This is a genomic window from Pseudomonas chlororaphis, from assembly GCF_001921865.1.
In the GTDB taxonomy this organism is placed as follows: domain Bacteria; phylum Pseudomonadota; class Gammaproteobacteria; order Pseudomonadales; family Pseudomonadaceae; genus Aquipseudomonas; species Aquipseudomonas chlororaphis_D.
The window spans coordinates 53191-72674 of the sequence record NZ_MSCT01000019.1 but is presented as its reverse complement, the minus strand read 5'-3'; the positions used below and the strand labels follow the sequence as shown (position 1 = coordinate 72674).

At 63.3% G+C, this 19484-nt stretch carries 20 protein-coding genes; 6 read left to right on the top strand and 14 right to left on the bottom strand.

Features of this window, described 5'->3' with window-relative positions:
- Window positions 1-3 precede the first annotated feature (3 nt).
- Both BTN82_RS20460 and mobA read right to left on the bottom strand, forming a co-directional pair.
- Window positions 4-225, bottom strand: coding sequence for a YgdI/YgdR family lipoprotein (locus BTN82_RS20460; protein WP_075120929.1), 222 nt, complete (start codon window positions 223-225; stop codon window positions 4-6).
- A 71-nt stretch (window positions 226-296) separates the two neighbouring features.
- Window positions 297-905: a molybdenum cofactor guanylyltransferase MobA gene (gene mobA, locus BTN82_RS20455; RefSeq protein ID WP_075120928.1), complete on the bottom strand. Its 609-nt coding sequence runs from the start codon at window positions 903-905 to the stop codon at window positions 297-299.
- Window positions 906-984: 79 nt separating this feature from the next.
- Here mobA and moaB point away from each other — a divergent pair, with 79 nt between their 5' ends.
- A complete protein-coding gene (moaB, locus tag BTN82_RS20450) occupies window positions 985-1524 on the top strand; it encodes a molybdenum cofactor biosynthesis protein B (RefSeq protein ID WP_075120927.1) in 540 nt (179 codons plus the stop codon).
- Window positions 1508-2734 (top strand): gephyrin-like molybdotransferase Glp, encoded by a 1227-nt coding sequence (glp, locus tag BTN82_RS20445; protein WP_075120926.1) that lies wholly within the window; start codon window positions 1508-1510, stop codon window positions 2732-2734. The genes moaB and glp overlap by 17 nt, the downstream gene beginning before the upstream one ends.
- Window positions 2735-2793: 59 nt before the next feature.
- On the opposite strand, the gene BTN82_RS20440 is transcribed toward glp, so the two are convergent.
- Window positions 2794-3057, bottom strand: a complete 264-nt coding sequence (locus tag BTN82_RS20440) for a hypothetical protein (RefSeq protein ID WP_075120925.1) — start codon at window positions 3055-3057, stop codon at window positions 2794-2796.
- A gap of 223 nt (window positions 3058-3280) precedes the next feature.
- On the opposite strand from BTN82_RS20440, the gene yegS reads away from it, so the two are divergent.
- A complete protein-coding gene (gene yegS / locus BTN82_RS20435) occupies window positions 3281-4183 on the top strand; it encodes a lipid kinase YegS (RefSeq protein WP_075120924.1) in 903 nt (300 codons plus the stop codon).
- Here the strand turns inward: yegS and BTN82_RS20430 are convergent.
- The 3 genes from BTN82_RS20430 to BTN82_RS20420 all read right to left on the bottom strand — a co-directional run bounded on the left by BTN82_RS20430 (window position 4180) and on the right by BTN82_RS20420 (window position 6694).
- Complete coding sequence (locus tag BTN82_RS20430) at window positions 4180-4839, bottom strand: response regulator transcription factor (protein ID WP_075120923.1); 660 nt, start codon at window positions 4837-4839, stop codon at window positions 4180-4182. The two genes, yegS and BTN82_RS20430, sit on opposite strands and share 4 nt — an antisense overlap.
- Window positions 4836-5729 carry a sensor histidine kinase gene (locus BTN82_RS20425; protein WP_075120922.1) on the bottom strand — a complete coding sequence of 298 codons (894 nt, stop codon included), beginning with the start codon at window positions 5727-5729 and terminating at the stop codon, window positions 4836-4838. Before BTN82_RS20425 ends, BTN82_RS20430 begins: the two co-directional genes overlap by 4 nt.
- Before the next feature lie 497 nt (window positions 5730-6226).
- Complete coding sequence (locus BTN82_RS20420; protein WP_075120921.1) at window positions 6227-6694, bottom strand: hypothetical protein; 468 nt, start codon at window positions 6692-6694, stop codon at window positions 6227-6229.
- 568 nt (window positions 6695-7262) lie between these two features.
- Here BTN82_RS20420 and BTN82_RS20415 point away from each other — a divergent pair.
- Both BTN82_RS20415 and BTN82_RS20410 read left to right on the top strand, forming a co-directional pair.
- A complete protein-coding gene (locus BTN82_RS20415) occupies window positions 7263-8198 on the top strand; it encodes a chemotaxis protein CheV (RefSeq protein ID WP_075120920.1) in 936 nt (311 codons plus the stop codon).
- A gap of 86 nt (window positions 8199-8284) precedes the next feature.
- The gene (locus BTN82_RS20410) at window positions 8285-9088 is read left to right on the top strand and encodes an MOSC domain-containing protein (RefSeq protein ID WP_075120919.1); all 804 of its coding nucleotides are present in this window, start codon (window positions 8285-8287) and stop codon (window positions 9086-9088) included.
- Between the two features lie 79 nt (window positions 9089-9167).
- Here BTN82_RS20410 and BTN82_RS20405 read toward each other — a convergent pair whose 3' ends face one another.
- The 8 genes from BTN82_RS20405 to BTN82_RS20370 all read right to left on the bottom strand — a co-directional run bounded on the left by BTN82_RS20405 (window position 9168) and on the right by BTN82_RS20370 (window position 18601).
- The gene (locus BTN82_RS20405) at window positions 9168-9452 is read right to left on the bottom strand and encodes a pyrimidine/purine nucleoside phosphorylase (RefSeq protein ID WP_003226701.1); all 285 of its coding nucleotides are present in this window, start codon (window positions 9450-9452) and stop codon (window positions 9168-9170) included.
- An 81-nt stretch (window positions 9453-9533) separates the two neighbouring features.
- Window positions 9534-10076: an exonuclease domain-containing protein gene (locus tag BTN82_RS20400; RefSeq protein WP_075120918.1), complete on the bottom strand. Its 543-nt coding sequence runs from the start codon at window positions 10074-10076 to the stop codon at window positions 9534-9536.
- 69 nt (window positions 10077-10145) lie between these two features.
- On the bottom strand, window positions 10146-12107 hold the full coding sequence (locus BTN82_RS20395; protein ID WP_075120917.1) for an acetyl/propionyl/methylcrotonyl-CoA carboxylase subunit alpha: 1962 nt from the start codon (window positions 12105-12107) through the stop codon (window positions 10146-10148).
- A gap of 73 nt (window positions 12108-12180) precedes the next feature.
- Window positions 12181-12978, bottom strand: coding sequence for an enoyl-CoA hydratase/isomerase family protein (locus BTN82_RS20390; RefSeq protein ID WP_075120916.1), 798 nt, complete (start codon window positions 12976-12978; stop codon window positions 12181-12183).
- Window positions 12975-14132: a citronellyl-CoA dehydrogenase gene (atuD, locus tag BTN82_RS20385; RefSeq protein WP_075120915.1), complete on the bottom strand. Its 1158-nt coding sequence runs from the start codon at window positions 14130-14132 to the stop codon at window positions 12975-12977. The genes BTN82_RS20390 and atuD overlap by 4 nt, the downstream gene beginning before the upstream one ends.
- Window positions 14133-14293: 161 nt before the next feature.
- Window positions 14294-15910 carry a geranyl-CoA carboxylase subunit beta gene (gene atuC / locus BTN82_RS20380; RefSeq protein WP_075120914.1) on the bottom strand — a complete coding sequence of 539 codons (1617 nt, stop codon included), beginning with the start codon at window positions 15908-15910 and terminating at the stop codon, window positions 14294-14296.
- Between the two features lie 3 nt (window positions 15911-15913).
- On the bottom strand, window positions 15914-16798 hold the full coding sequence (locus tag BTN82_RS20375) for an SDR family oxidoreductase (RefSeq protein ID WP_075120913.1): 885 nt from the start codon (window positions 16796-16798) through the stop codon (window positions 15914-15916).
- Window positions 16799-16810: 12 nt separating this feature from the next.
- A complete protein-coding gene (locus BTN82_RS20370; protein ID WP_075120912.1) occupies window positions 16811-18601 on the bottom strand; it encodes an acyclic terpene utilization AtuA family protein in 1791 nt (596 codons plus the stop codon).
- Between the two features lie 221 nt (window positions 18602-18822).
- On the opposite strand from BTN82_RS20370, the gene BTN82_RS20365 reads away from it, so the two are divergent.
- Window positions 18823-19446 (top strand): TetR/AcrR family transcriptional regulator, encoded by a 624-nt coding sequence (locus tag BTN82_RS20365; RefSeq protein WP_075120911.1) that lies wholly within the window; start codon window positions 18823-18825, stop codon window positions 19444-19446.
- The last annotated feature ends 38 nt before the right edge of the window (window positions 19447-19484 follow it).

The window sequence follows — 19484 nt, the reverse complement described above, 5'->3', positions numbered from 1 at the left end:
GGCTTACAGCTCTTTGACGGTACGGACCTGATCCTTGTTGATGCGAGTCTGTTTGCCGTCCAGTTGTTCGAACTCGTAGAAACCGGAGTCGCGATCATATTTTGGGGTATCGACGGCCTGGATTTCGCGACCGTCATTCAGGGTGATCACAGTAGGCGATGCGCAGCCGGCGAGAGTGGCAAGGCCCAGTGCAAGCATGAGAGGGGCGAGAGTCCGCTGAATCATTGTGTGTCTCCGAGATGAATACTTTTAATTGCTGTTCTTGAGACGTATGCCACGCCTGCAAGTTCCTTGAATTAGGGGCATTCTGACACGCCATGGTGCTGGCTTAACAGCTCTGGCGTATTCAGGTTAGCCAATCGGGGATCGTCGGCCGGGCATTGCAGGGCCTGGGCGCCCAGCCCGCGCATGATACGTCCCGGGCTGCGCTCACCGTTCTGCCAGGCATCCTCGAAGGCACCGAGCAAGGCGCGCGGAATGATGCACAGCAACGGTTCCCAGTGCTCGCCATGGCGCAGCATCAGCGGTTTGTCCGGGTGCTGGCGAGAGGCCTGGCGCATGGCGTCGAGCAGTTGGCTATCGAGGCGCGGCACGTCGCAGGGCAATACCAGCAGATGGCTATGCCGGGCTGCGGCAAGGCCGGCGCGGATGCCGGCCAGCGGTCCCGGGAAATCGGTACTTTCGTCCTGTACCAACTGGTCGGCGTAAGGGGCGTATTGTTCCCGATTACGGTTGCAGGAAATGATCAGGTCATCGCTCAGGTCGCGGGTCAGCCGATGCAGGTGGGCGATCAATGGCTGGCCTTGCCACTCGATCAGCCCTTTGTCCCTTCCGCCCATGCGTTGGCCGCGTCCGCCGGCCAGGAGCAGAATGGAGCAAGGGGGCAAATCGGTGTGCGAGGTCACGGTACGTCTCCACAGGGGCGGTCAAAGAGAGTGCTGTGATATAACACCGGGCTGTTTCTCCTACAACTGGATCGAGCCGATGAAAGCCAAGGCTGATGTACCTTTCGCACCTTTGAACATTGCGGTGCTGACTGTCAGTGATACCCGGACCCTGGAGACCGATACGTCCGGCCAGGTCTTCGTCGACCGTCTGAGCGCAGCCGGCCATCACCTGGCCGCGCGAGTCCTGCTCAAGGACGATCTCTACAAGATTCGTGCACAGGTGGCGACCTGGATCGCCGACGATCTGGTCCAGGTGGTACTGATCACCGGCGGCACCGGTTTCACCGGCCGTGACAGCACCCCGGAAGCCGTGTCGTGCCTGCTCGACAAACAGGTCGACGGTTTTGGCGAGTTGTTCCGCCAGATCTCGGTGGCCGACATCGGCACCTCCACCGTACAGTCCCGGGCCCTGGCCGGCTTGTCCAACGGCACGCTGGTGTGCTGTCTGCCGGGCTCGACCAACGCAGTGCGGACCGGTTGGGACGGTATCCTGGCCGAGCAATTGGATTCGCGGCACCGCCCGTGCAATTTCGTCGCTCATCTGAAGCAGGCCGAGGCGTGTGAAACCCGTGGGTAAGCCAGGCAAGACCGGTGCCCTGATGCCGGTCGAGGTTGCGCTGGGCCGTTTGCTGGAGATGGCCGGGGCTGCTCCCATCCTTGAACGCGAGCGCCTGTCGCTGGCGGCTGCCCAAGGTCGGGTATTGGCCGCGGACCTGGTTTCGACCCTGGATCTTCCGCCTTGGCCCAATAGCGCCATGGACGGTTATGCCTTGCGCGTCGCGGATTGGACGGGCGAGCCCCTCGTCGTCAGTCAGCGCATCTTCGCCGGGCAAGCGCCCGAGCCATTGGCGCCAGGCACCTGTGCCCGCATCTTTACCGGCGCGCCGGTTCCAGCAGGGGCGGACTGCGTGGAAATGCAGGAAAACACGCACGTCCAGGCTGACGAGCGAGTGTCTTTTACCGAGCCTCTCAGCGCCGGGCAGAATATTCGTCCGCAAGGCCAGGAAACCACGGTTGGCGAATGTGTGCTGGTAGCTGGTACGCAACTGGGGCCGATCGAACTGGGGCTGGCGGCTTCGCTGGGCCGCGCGGAGCTGGATGTCGTGCGCCGGGTGCGCGTTGCCGTGCTCTCCACCGGCGACGAACTGATAGAGCCCGGGCAAGCACTCGGTCCCGGGCAGATCTACAACAGCAACCGCGTGCTGCTGTGCAGCTGGTTGCAGCGCCTGGGCTGCGAGGTGGTCGATGGCGGCATCCTGCCGGACGACCTGCCCATGACCCGGCAACGCCTTGCCGAACTGGCGGATGTGGACCTGATCCTCTCCACAGGCGGTGTGTCGGTGGGCGAGGCGGACTTCCTGGGGGTCGCCTTGAGGGAAGAGGGTGAGCTGGCCCTCTGGAAGCTGGCGATCAAGCCAGGCAAACCGCTGACCTTCGGACATTTTCGCGGTGTGCCAGTCATCGGCTTGCCCGGTAACCCGGCTTCCACACTGGTGACTTTTGCCTTGCTGGCTCGGCCGTATATTTTGCGGCGCCAGGGGGTAAAGGAGTTGCAGCCTTTGCAGTTCCAGGTTCCTGCCGGGTTCGCCTGGCCGAAGCCCGGGAATCGGCGAGAGTACCTGCGTGGTCGCCTGGAGCAGGGCAAGGCCATTATCTATCGCAATCAGAGCTCCGGTGTCCTGCGCAGTGCCGCCTGGGCAGAAGGCCTGGTCGAGGTGCTGGAGGATCGCACGCTGGTTGAAGGCGACTGGGTCAACTTCATTCCATTGAGCGAAGTCCTGGGTTGACTCCAGGGGAGGCGAACCTGGTCGGCAACGGCCGGGTCCATCCTCCGAGGCCCTGTCCATCAACGCAGCAGTAAAAGGATCAGCAAGCCAAAACGGCTGTTCAGCCCCCAGGACAGCAGGGCCGATACAAACCCGGCATAGGCCAATGCCCACCCCAGTTTTTTGAGCCAGCCATGCAAGCGGCTGTCGGGCTGTGGCTCGCGATCATGAGTATGCCCTTGATGAGCACTCAGTTCCGGGTGCTTGCCCGCGTTGAGCAGGATGCTTCCCTCAAGCCGATTGAGTGCGGCGTTCGAACGTTCAAAGCATTTCTTGTCATCCATGGTGTTTCGCTCCCTGTTCAAGGCGTTGTTCGCCTGCGATGAACATTCCCCGATTGTCTGTTTCGGGTCAATTCAGGTGATTCTCAATCTGCGGTCAGAAAAGTTACCGACCAGCCCACAGTCGGCCCTGCGAGGGCAAATTGATCGTGGCGCGCCGGACTTTTTCTCGTCCGGTGAGGGTCAACATTCTGCAACGACCCTCTGATAACAGGAGTGATGAACGATGAGCGAACGCAAGGCGATGCTGATACTGCACGGCAAGCAGGCCCTCAACGACGAGGTCCGCGCCGCTGTCGAGCGTAAGCGTGAAGAGGGGTGGGAGCTGGCGGTTCGCCTGACCTGGGAGGCGGGCGATGCCCGGCGTCTGGTGGACGAGGCGCTGGCGGCGGGGCATACCCGTTTGATCGCGGGGGGCGGCGACGGCACCTTGCGGGATATTGCCGAGGCCATGGCGGCGCAGGCCAACGATGCCAGCCTGGTGTTGCTGCCGCTGGGAACGGCCAACGATTTTGCCCGGGCGGCGGGTGTGCCCTTGTCGCCTCAGGAGGCGTTGAGCCTGCTCGATGTGCCGGCGCAGGCAATCGACCTGGGCGAAGTCGGTGGTCAGGTATTTCTGAACATGGCCACGGGCGGGTTCGGCAGCCAGGTGACCGCCAATACCTCTGAGGACCTGAAAAAGATTCTGGGGGGCGCCGCGTACCTGTTTACGGGGTTGTCCCGCTTCAGCGAGCTGCATGCGGCCTACGGCGAGCTGCAGGGGCCGGATTTCCATTGGCGCGGCGAACTGCTGGCGCTGGGAATCGGCAACGGGCGTCAGGCCGGCGGCGGCCACCTGCTGTGTCCTGAGGCCCTGGCCGACGACGGGATGCTGGACATCAGTATTCTGCCGGCCCCTCAGGAGCTGGTAGGCACCTTGAAGGATTTGTTGGCCGGAGGCTGGGGGATCGACAACCTGTTTGTGCGTACTCGACTGCCCTGGGTTGAAATCAAGGTGTCCGAAGGGTTGGACATCAATCTCGACGGCGAACCGCTACAAGGCGAAAACCTGCGTTTTCGCGCACTCGCGGGGGCGTTGCGGGTTCACTTGCCGGAGGACTCCCCATTGCTGGGAGGCTCGGCACCTTAGTCGTCGAGGCTGATGATCTGTTCGCGAACGGCAAACAGGACCAAGCCGGCCACGTCATAGATCTGCAGGCGCTTCATGATTTGCGAACGATGGGTTTCCACGGTCTTGATACTCAGGCCCAGCCCGTGAGCGATTTCGCGGGTTGATTTGCCACGCACGATCAGACGCAGGATCTCCAGTTGGCGAGCAGTCAGATTATGGGTTTCAACCGGCTCCGGATGCGGCTTCTGTACGCGGATCAGCGCCTGGTTGATTACGGTGTGGGCAATGGCCGGGCTGAGGTAGCGCTCGTTGTTGCGCAAGGCGTCGAGCGCATGCTCGAGTTCGTTGGCGGTGGTGTCCTTGAGCAGATAACCGTGGGCCCCGGACTCCAGGGCCTGCATGATCAGCGCCGGATCGGTATGCATCGAGAGGATCAGCACTTTGCAGTGCGGGCGGACAGCCTTGAGCCGCTTCAGGGCTTCGAGGCCACCGATGTTCTTCATGGAAATATCCAGCAGGATGATGTCTGGAAACAGACTTTCGACCATTTCCAGCAACTGCGCGCCATCGTTGGCTTCGCCGATCACGGCATAGCCGGGAATGTCCATGACCAGGGCACGCACGCCAGCCCTGATGAGCGAGTGGTCATCCACCAGAAGTAAGTTGCAGGTCAATGTAAAACCTTATTCGTGCTGGCCCGTTCGAGTGCGCGAGGAGCCCAGGGGAAGAGAGCTTCGATTTGTGTGCCCTGGTCGGGCTGGCTGGAGACCTTCAGGGTGCCGCCCAGTTGGGCAATTCGCTCCGCCATGCCTGCCATGCCGCGCTGTCCTTGTTCGCCCGGATTGGCGGCGGGGGAAAAACCGCGGCCATCATCGCTGATAAACAACGAAAGCCCCTCGGGCATGCGCTGCAACCGTACTAGCAGATTCACCGCCTGGGCGTGACGCAGCATGTTGGTGACGGCTTCCTGGGTGATGCGAAAGGCCGCCACCGCCATCTCCTCGGGGATGCCCGCCAGCCCTTGCCGGCATTCCAGGCTCCAGTGCACCGAGGTGTTTTCCAGGGTTTTCAGCAAGTGGGCCCGCAGGCTGGCCTCCAGGCCAAGGCTGGCCAGTTGGCGCGGATTGAGAATGGCCGAGACGTCGCGGACCTTGGTCAGGGTTTCTTCCAGGGTGCCATGCAGTGTCGTGCAATGCGCTTGCAGGTCTTCGGGTAGGCGGCGCTTCAACCAGTCGCTTTGCAACTTGGCGGCGGTGAGCAACTGACCGATATCGTCGTGCAGTTCACGACTGAGACGATGGCGCTCGTTCTCTTGTACTTGCAGCAATCGGTCCGCCAGTTCATGGGGTTGCAGCTTGATCGATTTACGCGAGGCAGCGTAATAGGCCCAGACACTGGCCAATGCCAGCAGGTGCAGGATCAACAGGCTCAGGGGAAAGGTGTTCGACAGGCAATAGACCGCCAGGCTTGCAAGCGCCGCGCATGAGCACAACAAAAGGCTGAGCCAGCGCAGGTTTTTCCGAGAAAGAAGCCAGGTGGCGGATGACTTGAGGCTGGCGTACATAGCGGATGGAGCCAATGAGTGTTCGCTGCGGGGAGACCGGTCAAGGCAACTGACGGGCCCCGGTTTGAAAAACGGTATTGTTTGAATAGGTGGCTTCAATTAACGCGATCTATGCCGTTGGGAGCAAGCCTTGCACTGATTCGGTGTGTAACAGGATTGCTCTGGAGTCACTGTGCCATTAAGTACGCTGTCTAATGCTCGGCATAGTATCACTTCCGCTACCGTTGGTCGCGCCTCTATATATGTCCAGTCGGTCAGGAATATTGACCGTTGGGACCTATGTTCAGGTTTCTTGTTTTTAATTGGCCAGGTTGAAACAGTCGCTATATTGCGCCTCGAGCTAACGAGCAGGCGACATGGCGGACAGTTGATGTCGGCATACTTAGTTGTGCTAGTTGGTTTGTCGTTAACAGGCATGAAATCGTGAATAACGACATGATGCTGATCAAAGCGTCAGCAAAACTAATGTCCGAAGTTAAAGACTAATGAGGGAGCGTTTATGCGTTTCTCTTGGCGATTGAAAAGACGTTGGACGGCTGTTGTTGGCAGGGCAGGGGGGCGGACAGAGGGTCGATCTGCACGGCGAGGGATTCGATGAGCGTGACTTGTTCGTTGTCGTCGAGGTTCAGTTGGCCGGTCACGGGGTCGACCAGTTCGAGTTGCCAGGCCATCAGGGTGAAGCAATCGCCGAGCGTGTCGAGGATCTGCTGGTTCATGTCCGGATGAGCGTGGGAGTAATCCAGCAATGCGTGAACCTGGCGGGAGAATTCGGCGGTGCTGCGCAGCGCCAGCGTGTCGGTTTTCTCGGCCAATTTGAGCAGCGTGGACAACATGCAATCGATGGCATCCCGATCGTTCTTGATCAGGTTGAGATGGTTCAGGCATTCCACTGACTTGGCCAGCAGTGCTTCTGCCTCAAGCAGAAAGTCAGGTGACGGATGCCACTCTTTATCGTCGATCAGCATGCTTGTCTCCACGACGCCACGTCAGATGATGGAATGGTGCGTTTTGTGAGCGGCTGTAAGGTATTACGACGGTTAAGCCGTGGGATATAGGACAAATCTGATTGGTTCTTAACGGACGAAGACCGCAGGTATGTGTTTAACCCGGGTTTCCAAAAAGTGCTGGAGCTGCGGTCGGTATTGAGCCGGCTACGGAATATCGGCAGCAACGCTTGGACAGCGGAGGCGGGAGGGCTCGAAAGGGCACCAGGCCATCTTCCTGCGATCACAAACAAAAGCCTGACTCCATTCATGCAATGAGAATGGCGTCACATTAATGGCTATTGGATATTGCGAATATCAGGTTGGTCCTGATTGTTGATAGGGGAATCCCTTATATAGGGGAACCCAACACTGAAATTACGGTCGCGGACGGGGAAGCTGAACAGATGAAATGGCGAGGCCAGTAAAGCATGATGTTAATGTGACATCAATGCCTTTGCATGGCATTTTGTATGCGGGTCAAGGTTCGGCGAATTCCGCCGATAACCCTCGTTAGTGAATTCATCAGAACAAGCCCAGGAGTCATTACATGGCCGGCATTCTCGACACGGTAGACCAACGCACCCAGCTAGTGGGTGAGAATCGCCTGGAAATCCTCATGTTTCGTCTGGCCGGGCGACAGTTGTTCGCAATCAACGTGTTCAAGGTGCAGGAAGTCCTGCAATTGCCGAAGTTGACGCTGATGCCCCAGCGCCACCCGTTCGTTTGTGGCGTGGTCAATCTGCGGGGGCAGACCCTGCCGGTCATCGACCTGTCCCAGGCGATCGGCATGCGGCCGCTGGTGCCGGGCCCCAACAGCACCATTATCGTCACCGAGTACAACCGCTCGGTGCAGGCGTTCCTGGTGGGTGGCGTCGACCGCATCGTCAACATGAACTGGGAAGCCATCCTGCCGCCGCCGACCAGCGCCGGCCGCCAGCATTACCTGACGGCGATCAGCAAGGTCGACGATCAGTTGGTCGAGATCATCGACGTGGAAAAAGTCCTCGCCGAAATTGTTCCGTACAACGCCAAGGTGTCACGCGACAAACTCGCCGATCCGGTGCTCGAACGGGCTCGCGGCCGTGAAGTGCTATTGGTGGACGACTCCAACGTGGCGCTGTCGCAATTGCGCGACACCCTGGGGCAGTTGGGCGTGAAGATGCACATTGCCAGCGACGGCCTGAAAGGCCTGAAGATGCTCAAGGCCTGGGCCGACAGCGGGCTCGACATGACCGAGAAGCTGTTGATGGTGTTCACGGACGCGGAGATGCCGGAAATGGACGGCTACCGCCTGACCACCGAGATCCGCAACGACCCCCGTCTGCGCGGCCTTTACGTGGTGCTGCATACCTCGCTGTCCGGCAGCTTCAACGAGTCGATGGTGAAGAAGGTCGGGTGCGACAACTTCCTGTCCAAATTCCAGCCGGACAAGCTGGTCGACGTGGTGCGTCAGCGTCTGATGCTGGACGAGATTCCTGTCTGACAGGAACCTGGCCTGTACGACAGGTGTTTCTTTGATTCGCGGGCCGGCTCGTATAAGGTTGCTTTTTTGCCTCCAGGGAGCTGGCCATGCGTCTCAGCGCGCTTTATCGATACCCCTTGAAATCCGGCAAGGGCGAGCCCCTGCAACAGGTTGCGCTGGACAGGCTGGGGCTGGAGGGGGATCGGCGCTGGATGCTGGTCGATGAACCCAGCGGACGTTTCCTGACCCAGCGCGCGGTCCCGCAAATGAGCCAGCTCTCGGCGCTTTGGAACGCCGAAGGCGGGTTGACCCTCAGCGCTCCTGGCCATTCGTCCCTCGACGTTCCTTTGCCCGGTGCGGACGCCGAGTTGCGCGGCGTGACGATCTGGCGCGATACCCTGCGCGTGCCGGACGCCGGTGCCGAAGCCCAGGCCTGGCTGAGCGACTTCATCGGCAAGCCGACTCGCCTGGTACAGATCCCCGTGGACCGCGCGCGCACCACCCAGGCCGGTTACGGCAGGGACGACGATCAAGTGGCTTTTGCCGACGGTTTTCCGCTGCTGCTGATTGGCGAGTCTTCCCTGGACGACTTGTCCGGTCGCGTCGGTCGGCCGCTGGAGATGCTGCGCTTTCGACCCAACCTGGTGATCGAAGGCAGCCCGGCGTTTGCCGAGGACGGCTGGAAACGCATCCGCATCGGCGATATCGAGTTCCGGGTGGTCAAGCCCTGCTCGCGCTGCATTCTCACCACCATCGACCCGAAGACCGGCGAGCGCAGTGCCGACCGAGAGCCGCTGGCCACGTTGCAGCAGTACCGGGCGCAAGAGGACGGGGCGATGTTCGGGCAGAACCTGGTGAACGATGGCAATGGCCGGCTGGAAGTCGGCATGCCGGTCACCGTGCTGGAATAACGCAGGCCTCACGAAAAATGCCCGTATCGCAGGATACGGGCATTTTTTATTGCCGAGGATCAGCCCGAAAAGGCTTGGATCAACCGCGGTATTCGCACAGGTAGGCGGTGTCGACAGCGACTTTCAGCTGGAACTTGCTGTTGGCCGGGACGTTGAACTGGCTGCCGGCGGCAAAGGTTTCCCAGTCGCTGCTGTCGGGCAGCTTGACGGTCAGGGCGCCGGAAACCACGTGCATGATTTCCCGTTGAGCCGTACCAAACTCGTATTCGCCCGGGGCCATGACGCCGATAGTGGCGGGACCTTCGGCCGTGCCGAAGGCAATCGACTTGACGGTGCCGTCGAAGTACTCGTTGACTTTAAACATGGGCGATTCCTCAAAAAGGGGTCAAAAAGGCCGGCCAGTATGCACAAGGCCTAAAGGTGCGTCACCTGTCGCGCTCAAGGATCAGCCGGGAAGAATCAGAGGCAATAAACGCGCCGTATTGCGGGCGTCCTCCAGGGCACGATGCTGCTGGCCGCTGAACTGCAGCCCGGCGAGCTGCAAGGCTCCGTTCAGGCCCAACGGCCGTTCGAGGCGGCGCGCCTTGGCGAAGCGTTGTTTGAGGTTCATGTGCGGCAGTTGGGCAAGGAGGCTGTGCAACTGCGCGCGTTGCCATTCCTGCAGCAATTGCTTGCGATCGTAGTCGCCCCAACTGGCCCAGCCCTCCAGGCGCGCCTGATGCTGGCCCAGCCAGCGCTCGAACAGCGGCCAGACTTCGCTCAACGGCTGCGCGCCGTCGATCTGGGCTTGGGTGATGTGGGTCAGTTCACGACAGAAGGGGGTCAGCATCGGCCGCCGCAGCGGCCGCACGAAGCGTTGGAAATGGTCCATCTCGCGCCCTTCGCGGTTCACCAGGGTGGCGCCGATCTCGATGATTTCCATATCGGTCACCGGCCAGCCTCCTTCATCCGTGGTGGCTTCCAGATCAATTACCAACCAGTGGGGCATCACAGGCTCCAGCTTCAACATCCCGATGAGGCTTGAGCGTAGCCAAACCCGGCGTATCCGCCTAGCGGCTTATTCCACCTCCAGCAGCACCTGGCGGTTTTTCACCTGATCGCCCAGGTTGACCTGCAGGCGTTTGATCACGCCATCGATCCCGGCCTTCAGCGGGTGCTCCATCTTCATGGCCTCCAGCACCAGCAGCAATTGCCCCTTGCTGACGGTCGCGCCCTCGCTGACCAGCACGTCGACGATGGCCCCATCCATGGGCGCCTTGAGCGTGCCGTCCCGGGCACCGGCCTGGCTGGCGGCCGGCGCGTGGCTCAGGTCGTGCAGGTGCACGTTGCCCGGGCCGGTAAAGAGCCAGAGTTGCCCGGCCTCCAGGTCATAGGCGTAGCGGCGGCGGATGCCGTCGATAGTGACGCTGGCCCAGCGGCCGTTCGCTGCCAGCAGCTGGACCTCGAAGGAGTGGTCGGCGTGTTGGATCCGCAGCGTCTTGCTGTCCTGGGGATTCACCTCAAGATCCCAGGCGCTTTCATGGGTGCCCAGGCGATAGCGCAGCGGCACGTTGGCATTGTTGCGCCAACCGGCCAACGCCGTGCCATGGCCGCGGGCGGCCTGTTGATAAAACAGCGCCGCGGCCAGGGCCAGTTCGGTGCTGCTCGGCGGTTGCGGGCGCAGGCTCGGGTCGTCGGCGAAATGTTCGGCGATAAAAGCGGTGCTGAATTCGCCGCCGGCAAACCCGGGATGGCGCAGCAGGTTCGCCAGCAGCCGCTGGTTGCTCGCCACGCCCGTCAGCACCGTGTCTTCGACCGCGCGCAACAGCTTGCGACGCGCCTCTTCACGGGTGGCGCCATGGGCGATCAGCTTGCCCAGCATCGGGTCGTAGAACGGGCTGATGGGCTGGCCTTCCAGCAGACCGTGATCGATACGCACATCCGTGCCCGACGCCGGTTCCCAGCGCCGTACCTGGCCGGTTTGCGGCAGGAAGCCTTGCGCCGGGTCTTCGGCGTACAGGCGCACTTCGATGGCATGCCCCTTGAGTTCGACCTGTTCCTGGCGCAAGGGCAACGGCTGCCCGGCGGCCACTTGCAGTTGCAGGGCCACCAGGTCCAGCCCGGTGATCATTTCGGTCACTGGGTGTTCGACCTGCAGCCGGGTGTTCATTTCCAGAAAGTAGAACTGCCCGCGCGCATCGAGGAGAAACTCCACGGTACCGGCACCCACGTAGTTCACCGCCCGGCACGCCTTGAGCGCCGCTTCGCCCATGGCTTGGCGCAGCTCGGCGGTCATCACCGGGCAGGGCGCTTCTTCGATGACTTTCTGATGGCGGCGCTGGATCGAACAGTCGCGCTCGCCGAGGTAGATCAACTGCCCGTGGCGGTCGCCGAATACCTGGATCTCCACATGCCGCGGGGCGAGCAGCGCCTGTTCCAGAATCAGCTCGTCGCTGCCAAAGGCATGCAAGGCTTCCGAGCGCGCGGTGCGCAGTTGGGCCGGCAGTTCGTCGGCCTGGTGTACCAGGCGCATGCCGCGTCCGCCGCCGCCGGCGCTGGCCTTGATCATCAGCGGGTAGCCGATGCGTTCGGCTTCGCGGTGCAGCGTGGCGTCGTCTTGTTCCGCGCCCTGGTAACCGGCGATGCAGGGTACGCCCGCCGTGAGCATCGCCAGCTTGGACAGGCGCTTGCTGCCCATCAGCTCGATGGCCTCGGCGCCGGGGCCGATAAAGGTGATGCCGGCGGCCTCGCAGGCGCTGGCGAACCCGGCGTTCTCCGACAGAAAACCGTAGCCGGGATGCAGCGCATCGGCGCCGGTGCGCCGGGCCGCGTCGAGGATCGCCGGGATATTCAAATAGGACTGCTGCACCGGCGCCGGGCCGATATGCACCGCCTCGTCGGCCATCCGCACGTGTAGCGCATCGGCGTCGGCATCGCTGAACACCGCCACGGTGCGATACCCCAGGGCCTGGGCGGTACGCTGGATACGGCAAGCGATTTCGCCGCGGTTGGCGATCAGGATCTTGCTGAAGGCGGGCATGGGAACGCTTCCTGAGATCGGTGGTGGCTGGGCGGATTTATCGTGAGCAAGCTCGCTCCTACAAAGAGGCTAATCATGACGCCCACGCCGGTTTGCGTTTTTGCACAAAGGCCATGGTGCCTTCGATGCCTTCCGCGCCGGTGACGGCGGCGCCGAACTGTTGCGCCGCACGATCGAGCAGGGGCGCCAGCGGCTCTTCATCGCTGGCCAGCAGCAGCGCCTTGGTCGCCGCATTGGCTTCGGGGGCGCAGCACAGCACGTGGGCCAGCACCTCTTCGAGGCGCTCGGCCTGGGCCTGCGGACCGTTTTCGACAAAATGCACCAGGCCCAGGCGCCCGGCTTCGTGGCCGTCGAAGCGCGCGGCGGTCAAGGCCAGGCGGCGGGCCTGGGTCAGGCCGATGCGCTTGACCACGAACGGGGCGATTTGCGCCGGCAGCAGGCCGAGGCTGGTTTCCGGCAGGCCGAACTGCGCCTGTGGGTCGGCGATGGCGATATCGCTGACGCAGGCCAGGCCGAAGCCGCCGCCCAGCACCGCGCCTTGCAACATCGCGATCAGCACTTGCGGGATGTGCTGGGCTTCTTCGAGCAACTCGCCGAAGACCCGGTTCAATTCGCGGTAGGCCACGGCGCCATGGGCGCGGGCGTTGGCCATGTCCTTGAGGTCGCCGCCGGCGCAGAAGTGCCCGCCGGCGCCGCTCAGGACCAGGGCGCGAATGTCGCGGTCGTCGCGCACCGCCGCCAGCACCGCGCGCAGTTCGGCGACCATTTGCAGGCTCATGGCATTGCGGCTGTCCGGGCGATTCAAGGTGATATGCAAGACGCCGCCCTGGGGCGCGAGCAGCAGGGTTTCGCAGGCGGGCAGGGCATTCATTTGCGTTTCCCCGGCAGGATGCCCATCAGTTTGCAGATGATGCCCAGCATGATTTCGTCGGCGCCGCCGCCGATCGACACCAGGCGCACGTCGCGGTAGGCCCGGGCCACGGGGTTGTCCCACATGAAGCCCATGCCGCCCCAGTATTGCAGGCAACTGTCGCTGACTTCGCGGCCCAGGCGCCCGGCCTTGAGCTTGGCCATGGACGCCAGGCGGGTCACGTCCTGGCCGCGCACGTACTGTTCGGTAGCCTGGTACACCAGGGCCCGCAGGCATTCGATCTCGGTCGAAAGCTCGGCCAGGCGGAAGTGGATCACTTGGTTGTCGATCAGCGCGCTACCGAAGGTCTTGCGTTCCTTGCAGTATTCGATGGTGCTGTCGACGCAATACTCCAGGCCCTTGATCATGTTGGCCGCGCCGAACAGCCGCTCTTCCTGGAATTGCAGCATCTGCATCATGAAACCGGCGCCTTCATGGCCGATGCGATAACGCTGGGGCACGCGCACGTTGTCGAAGAACACCTGGGCGGTTTCCGAGCTGCGCATGCCGAGCTTGTCCAGGTGCGGGCTGAGGCTGATGCCGGGGCTGTTCATCGGCACCATGATCAGCGACTTGTTGACGTGGGGCTTGTCGTCCGAGGTGTTGGCCAAGAGGCAAATGAAGTCGGCGCTGGGGGAGTTGGTGATCCACATCTTGCTGCCGTCGATCACATAGTCGTCGCCGTCCTTGCGCGCGGTGGTCTTGAGCCCGGCCACGTCGGAGCCGGCGCCGACTTCGGAGACGCCGATGCAGCCGACCATTTCCCCCGTGATGGCGGGCCGCAGGAACTCATCGCGCAACTCGTCGGAGCCGAAGCGCGCCAGGGCTGGGGTGCACATGTCGGTCTGCACGCCGATGGACATCGGGATGCCGCCGCAATGGATGGTGCCGAACTCTTCGGCGGCGACGATCGAATAGCTGTAGTCCAGGCCCATGCCGCCGAATTTCTCCGGCTTGGAGATGCCCAGCAGCCCCAGCTCGCCGGCCTTGCGGAAAATCTCGTGGATTGGAAAGCGCCCGGCCTTTTCCCATTCGTCGACGTGCGGGTTGATCTCGCGCTCGACGAAGTTGCGCACCGTGCGCCGCAGTTCCTCATGTTCCTGGGTGAAGATCATTTTTATTGTTCTCCTCAAATTGGGTGACACAATTTCCGGATTTCACTGCTGGCCCCCCGGGGGCTACTCGATCCCTGTAGCCGCTGCCGCAGGCTGCGATCGGCCCCGAAGGGGACGTGCTCTTGAGGCCCTCTTAATCGCAGCCTTCGGTAGCGGCTACATCAAAACCGTGCGACGCCGAAGCTGTTGGGTTGTAGCTGGCGCAGCTCGGCCTCGTGGCAGATATCCAATAGATAGCCCAGCACCGTCCGGGTATCCCGCGGGTCGATCAGCCCGTCGTCCCACAGGTTGGCGCTGCCGTACAAGGCCGTGGACTGGCTGTCGAGTTTCTGCGCGGTGACCTGTTCCAGCATATCCAGCATCTGCGGGTCGGCCGCCTGGCCCTGCTTGGCATGCTTGGCCTCGGTGACGATGCGCAGCACCTTGCCGGCCTGGGCGCCGCCCATCACCGCGGTGCGGCTGTTGGGCCAGGCGAAGATGAAGCGCGGGTCCAGGCCGCGGCCGCACATCGCATAGTTGCCGGCGCCGTAGGAGCCGCCGACCACGATAGTCAGTTTCGGCACCCGGGCATTGGCCACGGCCTGGATCAGCTTGGAGCCGTGCTTGATCACCCCGTGTTGTTCCGCTTCGGTGCCGACCATGAAACCGGTGGTGTTGTGGAAAAACAGCAGCGGCGTGCCGCTCTGGTCGCACAGCTGGATGAATTGCGCGGCCTTGCTCGCGCCTTTCGGCGTGATCGGCCCGTTGTTGCCGATAAAACCGCAGGCGCGCCCTTGGATATGCAGGTGGCCGCACAGGGTCTGCTGGTCGAACTCGCCCTTGAACTCGAGGAAGTTCGAGCCGTCGGCGATGCGCGCGACAATTTCCCGGGCGTCATAGGGTTTTTTCGGATCGTCGGGAATCAGCCCCAGCAGCTCGTCGATCGGGTAGAGCGGTTCGGCGTAGGCGCGCGCGGGTTGCGGCGCCAGCCGGGCATTCCATGGCAGGCTGGCGAGAATTTCCCGGGCGATGCGCACGCCGTCGCCGTCGTTTTCCGCCAGGTATTCCGCGGTCCCGGCCACCTGGGCATGCATCTCGGCGCCGCCCAGTTCTTCGTCCGTGGCCACCTCGCCGGTGGCGGCCTTGAGCAGCGGCGGCCCGGCGAGAAACAGCTTGGCCTTGCCGCGCACCACCACCACGTAATCCGAGAGCCCCGGCTGGTAGGCGCCGCCGGCGGTGGCCGAACCGTGCACCACGGTGACTTGCGGCAGGCCCATGGCCGACATGCGCGCCTGGTTGGCGAAGCTGCGCGCGCCCTCGACGAAAATCTCCGCCGCGTAATTGAGGTTGGCGCCGCCGCTCTCGGCCAGGGTCACCACCGGCAGTTTGTTTTCCATGGCGATCTGTTGCAGGCGCAGGGATTTTTTCAGGCCGCTGGGGGAAATGGTGCCGCCCTTGATCGCGCTGTTGTTGGCCACCACCAGCACCCGCACGCCGCTGACGTAACCGATGCCGGCGATCAGCCCACCGCCGGCCTGGCTGCCGTCCTTGTCGTCGTGCAGCTTGTAGCCGGCCAGGCCCGCCAGTTCGAGAAAGGGCGCGCCGGGGTCCAGCAGCAGGTTGAGGCGCTCGCGCGGCAGCAGTTGCCCGCGCTTGTCGAATTTCGCCTTGGCCTCGGCGGCCTTGGCCAGCAGGTTCTGCTCCAGTTGGCGGATCTGCGCGATGCCGGCCAACAGCGCGTCGCGGTTCTGCAGGAACGCCGGGCTGTGGGAGTCGAGCTGGGAGTGGATGACCGGCATGGGTTACTCCCCGTCCTTGAGTGAATCGGCCTTCAGCACGTCGGGCAGGTAGGCGCGGTGGAAGCCGTTGTAGGACTCGCTATGGGCAGCCTTGTGCAGTGGCCAGGCGCGGCTGCCGAGGCTGGCGGCGCCGTCGATGCGCAAGGTGCTGCCGCTGACGAAGGCCGCCGCCGGGCTGAGCAGGAAGACGATGGCCGCGCTGACTTCCGATTCGGTGCCGATGCGCTTGAGCGGCACGTGCTCGCGCAGGGTCGGGATCACCGCCTTGAACGCGCCTTCGTAGGTGTCCATGCCGCTGGAAGCGATCCAGCCCGGCGCCACGGCGTTGACCCGCACGCCGGCATGCCCCCACTCGAAGGCGGCGGTCTTGGTGAAGTTGTCCATCCCCGAACGCGCCGCGCCCGAGTGGCCCATGCCGGGCATGCCGCCCCACATGTCGGCGAGCATGTTGACGATGCTGCCGCCGTGCTTGCTCATGGACTGGTTGAAGACTTCCCGGGCCATGAGAAAACCGCCCACCAGGTTGGTGCGCAGCACGGTTTCGAAACCCTTCTGGTTGATCGAGGCCAGCGGCGCGGGGTATTGCCCGCCGGCATTGTTGACCAGGCCATGCAGCGGCCCGTGTTCGCGGACCCACTGGCCGACCAGCGCCTTGACCGCGTCCTCGTCGCGAATGTCGCAGGCGTACCCGCTGGCCCGGCCGCCGTCCTCGGCGATCTCGGCGGCGACCTTCTCAAGCTTGTCCAGCTTGCGCCCCACCAGCAGTACATGGGCGCCCAGGGCCGCCAGTTCATGGGCGGTACAGCGCCCGATACCGCTGCCGCCGCCGGTGACGATCAGGGTCTGGCCGGCGAACAGGCCGGGTTTGAAAATCGAGTCGTAGCCCACGTTAAGTCTCCTTTAACTGACCGCGTCGGCGATGCTCTGCGGCACCGGGATCTGGATCTCCAGCAACTGCTGGGCGAAGGCCTTGCCTTGCGGGTCGATTCGCAGGCTGGCGACGCCGCCGCCACCCAGGGCGTTCTCCAGCAGGAAATTCAGGCTGTGGCTGCCCGGCAGGTACCAGCGCTGCACGCGGCCGTGCACGGGGTCGAGCACATGGCTCATCCAGTCCACCACGACCTCGGGCGTCAGCGCTTCGGCGATCCATGGCAGGTAGTCGGGCGAACGGGCCATGACCCCGATATTGCTGTGGTTGCCCTTGTCGCCGGAGCGCGCCACCGCCAGCTTGACCAGGGCGACGCTGGCGTCGGCGCGGCCGCTCGGCGCGGCCAGCGTGTGGGGGGCGGGCAGGGCGCTGGAGTCGAGGCCGTCGAGTTCGGGCAATTCGACCTGCTGGCGCTGGCCGGCCATCTCGACCTCCAGGGTGCAGGCGCTTTTGTCGATCAGGAACGAGAACAGGCGGATCAGCGGATACACCGTCGGCCGGCCGCCGACGATACCGGTCAGCCCTGGGGCCATGCCCGTGGCGGCCTGGGCGATCTCCCGGGAAAACAGCAACAGCGCGCGTTTGTCCGGATGGCGCACGGCGAGCTTGATCACCACTTCACGGCTGTCCTGGCGCTGGCCGTGGGGGCCGTAGGTGGCTTCGCTGCCGAGCAGTTCGACGTTGACTTCGCTGTAGGGCGCCCAGCCGCGCTGGGCGAACATCTGCGCAGTCTTGGCGACGATCGCCTGGCTCACCCGGTGCGCCTTGGCCACTGCGTCGATACCGGCGATCAGGCAGCTTGCCGTACAGCGGAAACCGTCCGGGTAGGTGGCGCTGACCTTGTACTGGGCGGGCGGCGGCAGGCCCTTGGCACCGTGCACGCTGACCGCGTTCTGGCCCTGCTGGCGCAGCGTGACCTGGCTGAAGTCGCAGACCACGTCGGGCAGCAGGTAGGCCCGCGGGTCGCCGATCTCGTACAGCAGTTGTTCGCCGACGGTCAGCGGCGTGACCAGCCCGCCGGAGCCTTCGGGCTTGCTGACGACGAAGCGGCCGTCGGCGCCGACTTCGACAATGGGAAAGCCGATGTGCTCGTAGTCCGGCACGTCGCGCCAGTCGGTGAAGTTACCGCCGGTGCACTGCGCGCCGCATTCGATGATGTGCCCGGCGAGGGCGGCCTGGGCCAGCTTGTCGTAGTCGTGCCAGGACCAGCCGAGCTCGTGCACCAGGGCGGCGCTGACCACCGCGCTGTCGACCACGCGGCCGGTGATGACGATGTCCGCGCCGCGTTGCAGGGCCGCGACTATCCCGGGGGCGCCCAAGTAGGCGTTGGTGGAGACGCACACGGGCGGCAGCGGCGCCCCGGTGAACATTTCATGCAGGCCGGCGGCGCTCAGTCGCTTGAACTGCGGTTGCAGGTCGTCGCCCAGCAGCACGGCGATCTTCAAGCCGACCCCGGCCTGGTCGCACGCCGCTTGCAGCGCCGCGGCGCAGGCCTGCGGGTTGACCCCGCCGGCATTGCTGACGACCCGGATGCCCTGGCGGGCGATCTCGCCCAGCAGTGGGGCCAGTACTTCGACAAAATCCGTGGCGTAGCCGGCATTGGCGTCCTTCATCCGCGCTCCAGCCATGATCGACATGGTGATCTCGGCCAGGTAGTCGAACACCAGGTAGTCCAGCCGGCCACCTTGCACCAGTTGCGCGGCGGCGCTCGAGGTGTCGCCCCAGAAGGCGCTGGCACAGCCGATGCGAAGGGTCTTGGTCATGACGGGCTCTCTTCAGGGGCGCTCTTGGAAAGAGGCGGTGAACGACGCGACGAAAGAACTGTGGGCGAGACTACCAAGCAAGCGCTTGGTTTGTAAATGTCGGAAATATCTTACTCCCGAGCGCTTGCTTGGTCGTCCCCGCGGGCTTAAATTGCGCGCGCAACCTCCCTGTTTCAGAGGGCTGCGCCGTATGCCGATCGAGCGAATGTAGGAGAGAAGCCGTGGATGAGCAAAAAGCCTTGCGGGTGATGCGTGAGCTGGTCGCCAGCGGGCAGCTGACCGATCCGGACAGCGCCCGCGGCAAACTACTGCAAACCGCGGCCCACCTGTTTCGCAACAAAGGCTACGAACGCACCACGGTGCGCGACCTGGCCGGCGCGGTGGGCATCCAGTCGGGCAGCATCTTTCATCACTTCAAGAGCAAGGACGACATCCTGCGCGCGGTGATGGAGGAAACCATCCACTACAACACCGCCCTGATGCGCGCCGAGCTGGCTGAGGCGGGCAGCGTGCGCGAGCGCGTGCTGGCGCTGATTCGCTGCGAATTGCAGTCGATCATGGGCGGCAGCGGCGAGGCCATGGCGGTGCTGGTCTACGAGTGGCGTTCGTTGTCGGAGCCGGCGCAGATCGACGTCCTGGCGCTGCGCGACATCTATGAGCGGATCTGGCTGCACGTGCTGGGCGAGGCCAAGGAGGCCGGCTTTATCAAGGGCGATGTATTCATTACCCGGCGTTTTCTCACCGGGGCCCTGTCCTGGACCACCACCTGGTTTCGCGCCGAAGGCAGCATGACCCTCGAACAACTGGCCGAGGAGGCGCTGACCCTGGTCCTCAAGGAACCGTAGGCATTTCGCAAGTAATTAATTATTCAGCGGAAAGTTGT

Excerpts from the sequence above, each read along its gene's own strand:
- BTN82_RS20460 (WP_075120929.1), bottom strand. The coding sequence starts at position 225 with ATGATTCAGCGGACTCTCGCCCCTCTCATGCTTGCACTGGGCCTTGCC.
- moaB (WP_075120927.1), top strand. The coding sequence starts at position 985 with ATGAAAGCCAAGGCTGATGTACCTTTCGCACCTTTGAACATTGCGGTG.
- BTN82_RS20440 (WP_075120925.1), bottom strand. The coding sequence starts at position 3,057 with ATGGATGACAAGAAATGCTTTGAACGTTCGAACGCCGCACTCAATCGG.
- yegS (WP_075120924.1), top strand. The coding sequence starts at position 3,281 with ATGAGCGAACGCAAGGCGATGCTGATACTGCACGGCAAGCAGGCCCTC.
- BTN82_RS20425 (WP_075120922.1), bottom strand. The coding sequence starts at position 5,729 with ATGTACGCCAGCCTCAAGTCATCCGCCACCTGGCTTCTTTCTCGGAAA.
- BTN82_RS20420 (WP_075120921.1), bottom strand. The coding sequence starts at position 6,694 with ATGCTGATCGACGATAAAGAGTGGCATCCGTCACCTGACTTTCTGCTT.
- BTN82_RS20415 (WP_075120920.1), top strand. The coding sequence starts at position 7,263 with ATGGCCGGCATTCTCGACACGGTAGACCAACGCACCCAGCTAGTGGGT.
- BTN82_RS20410 (WP_075120919.1), top strand. The coding sequence starts at position 8,285 with ATGCGTCTCAGCGCGCTTTATCGATACCCCTTGAAATCCGGCAAGGGC.
- BTN82_RS20405 (WP_003226701.1), bottom strand. The coding sequence starts at position 9,452 with ATGTTTAAAGTCAACGAGTACTTCGACGGCACCGTCAAGTCGATTGCC.
- BTN82_RS20400 (WP_075120918.1), bottom strand. The coding sequence starts at position 10,076 with ATGCCCCACTGGTTGGTAATTGATCTGGAAGCCACCACGGATGAAGGA.
- BTN82_RS20395 (WP_075120917.1), bottom strand. The coding sequence starts at position 12,107 with ATGCCCGCCTTCAGCAAGATCCTGATCGCCAACCGCGGCGAAATCGCT.
- BTN82_RS20390 (WP_075120916.1), bottom strand. The coding sequence starts at position 12,978 with ATGAATGCCCTGCCCGCCTGCGAAACCCTGCTGCTCGCGCCCCAGGGC.
- atuD (WP_075120915.1), bottom strand. The coding sequence starts at position 14,132 with ATGATCTTCACCCAGGAACATGAGGAACTGCGGCGCACGGTGCGCAAC.
- atuC (WP_075120914.1), bottom strand. The coding sequence starts at position 15,910 with ATGCCGGTCATCCACTCCCAGCTCGACTCCCACAGCCCGGCGTTCCTG.
- BTN82_RS20370 (WP_075120912.1), bottom strand. The coding sequence starts at position 18,601 with ATGACCAAGACCCTTCGCATCGGCTGTGCCAGCGCCTTCTGGGGCGAC.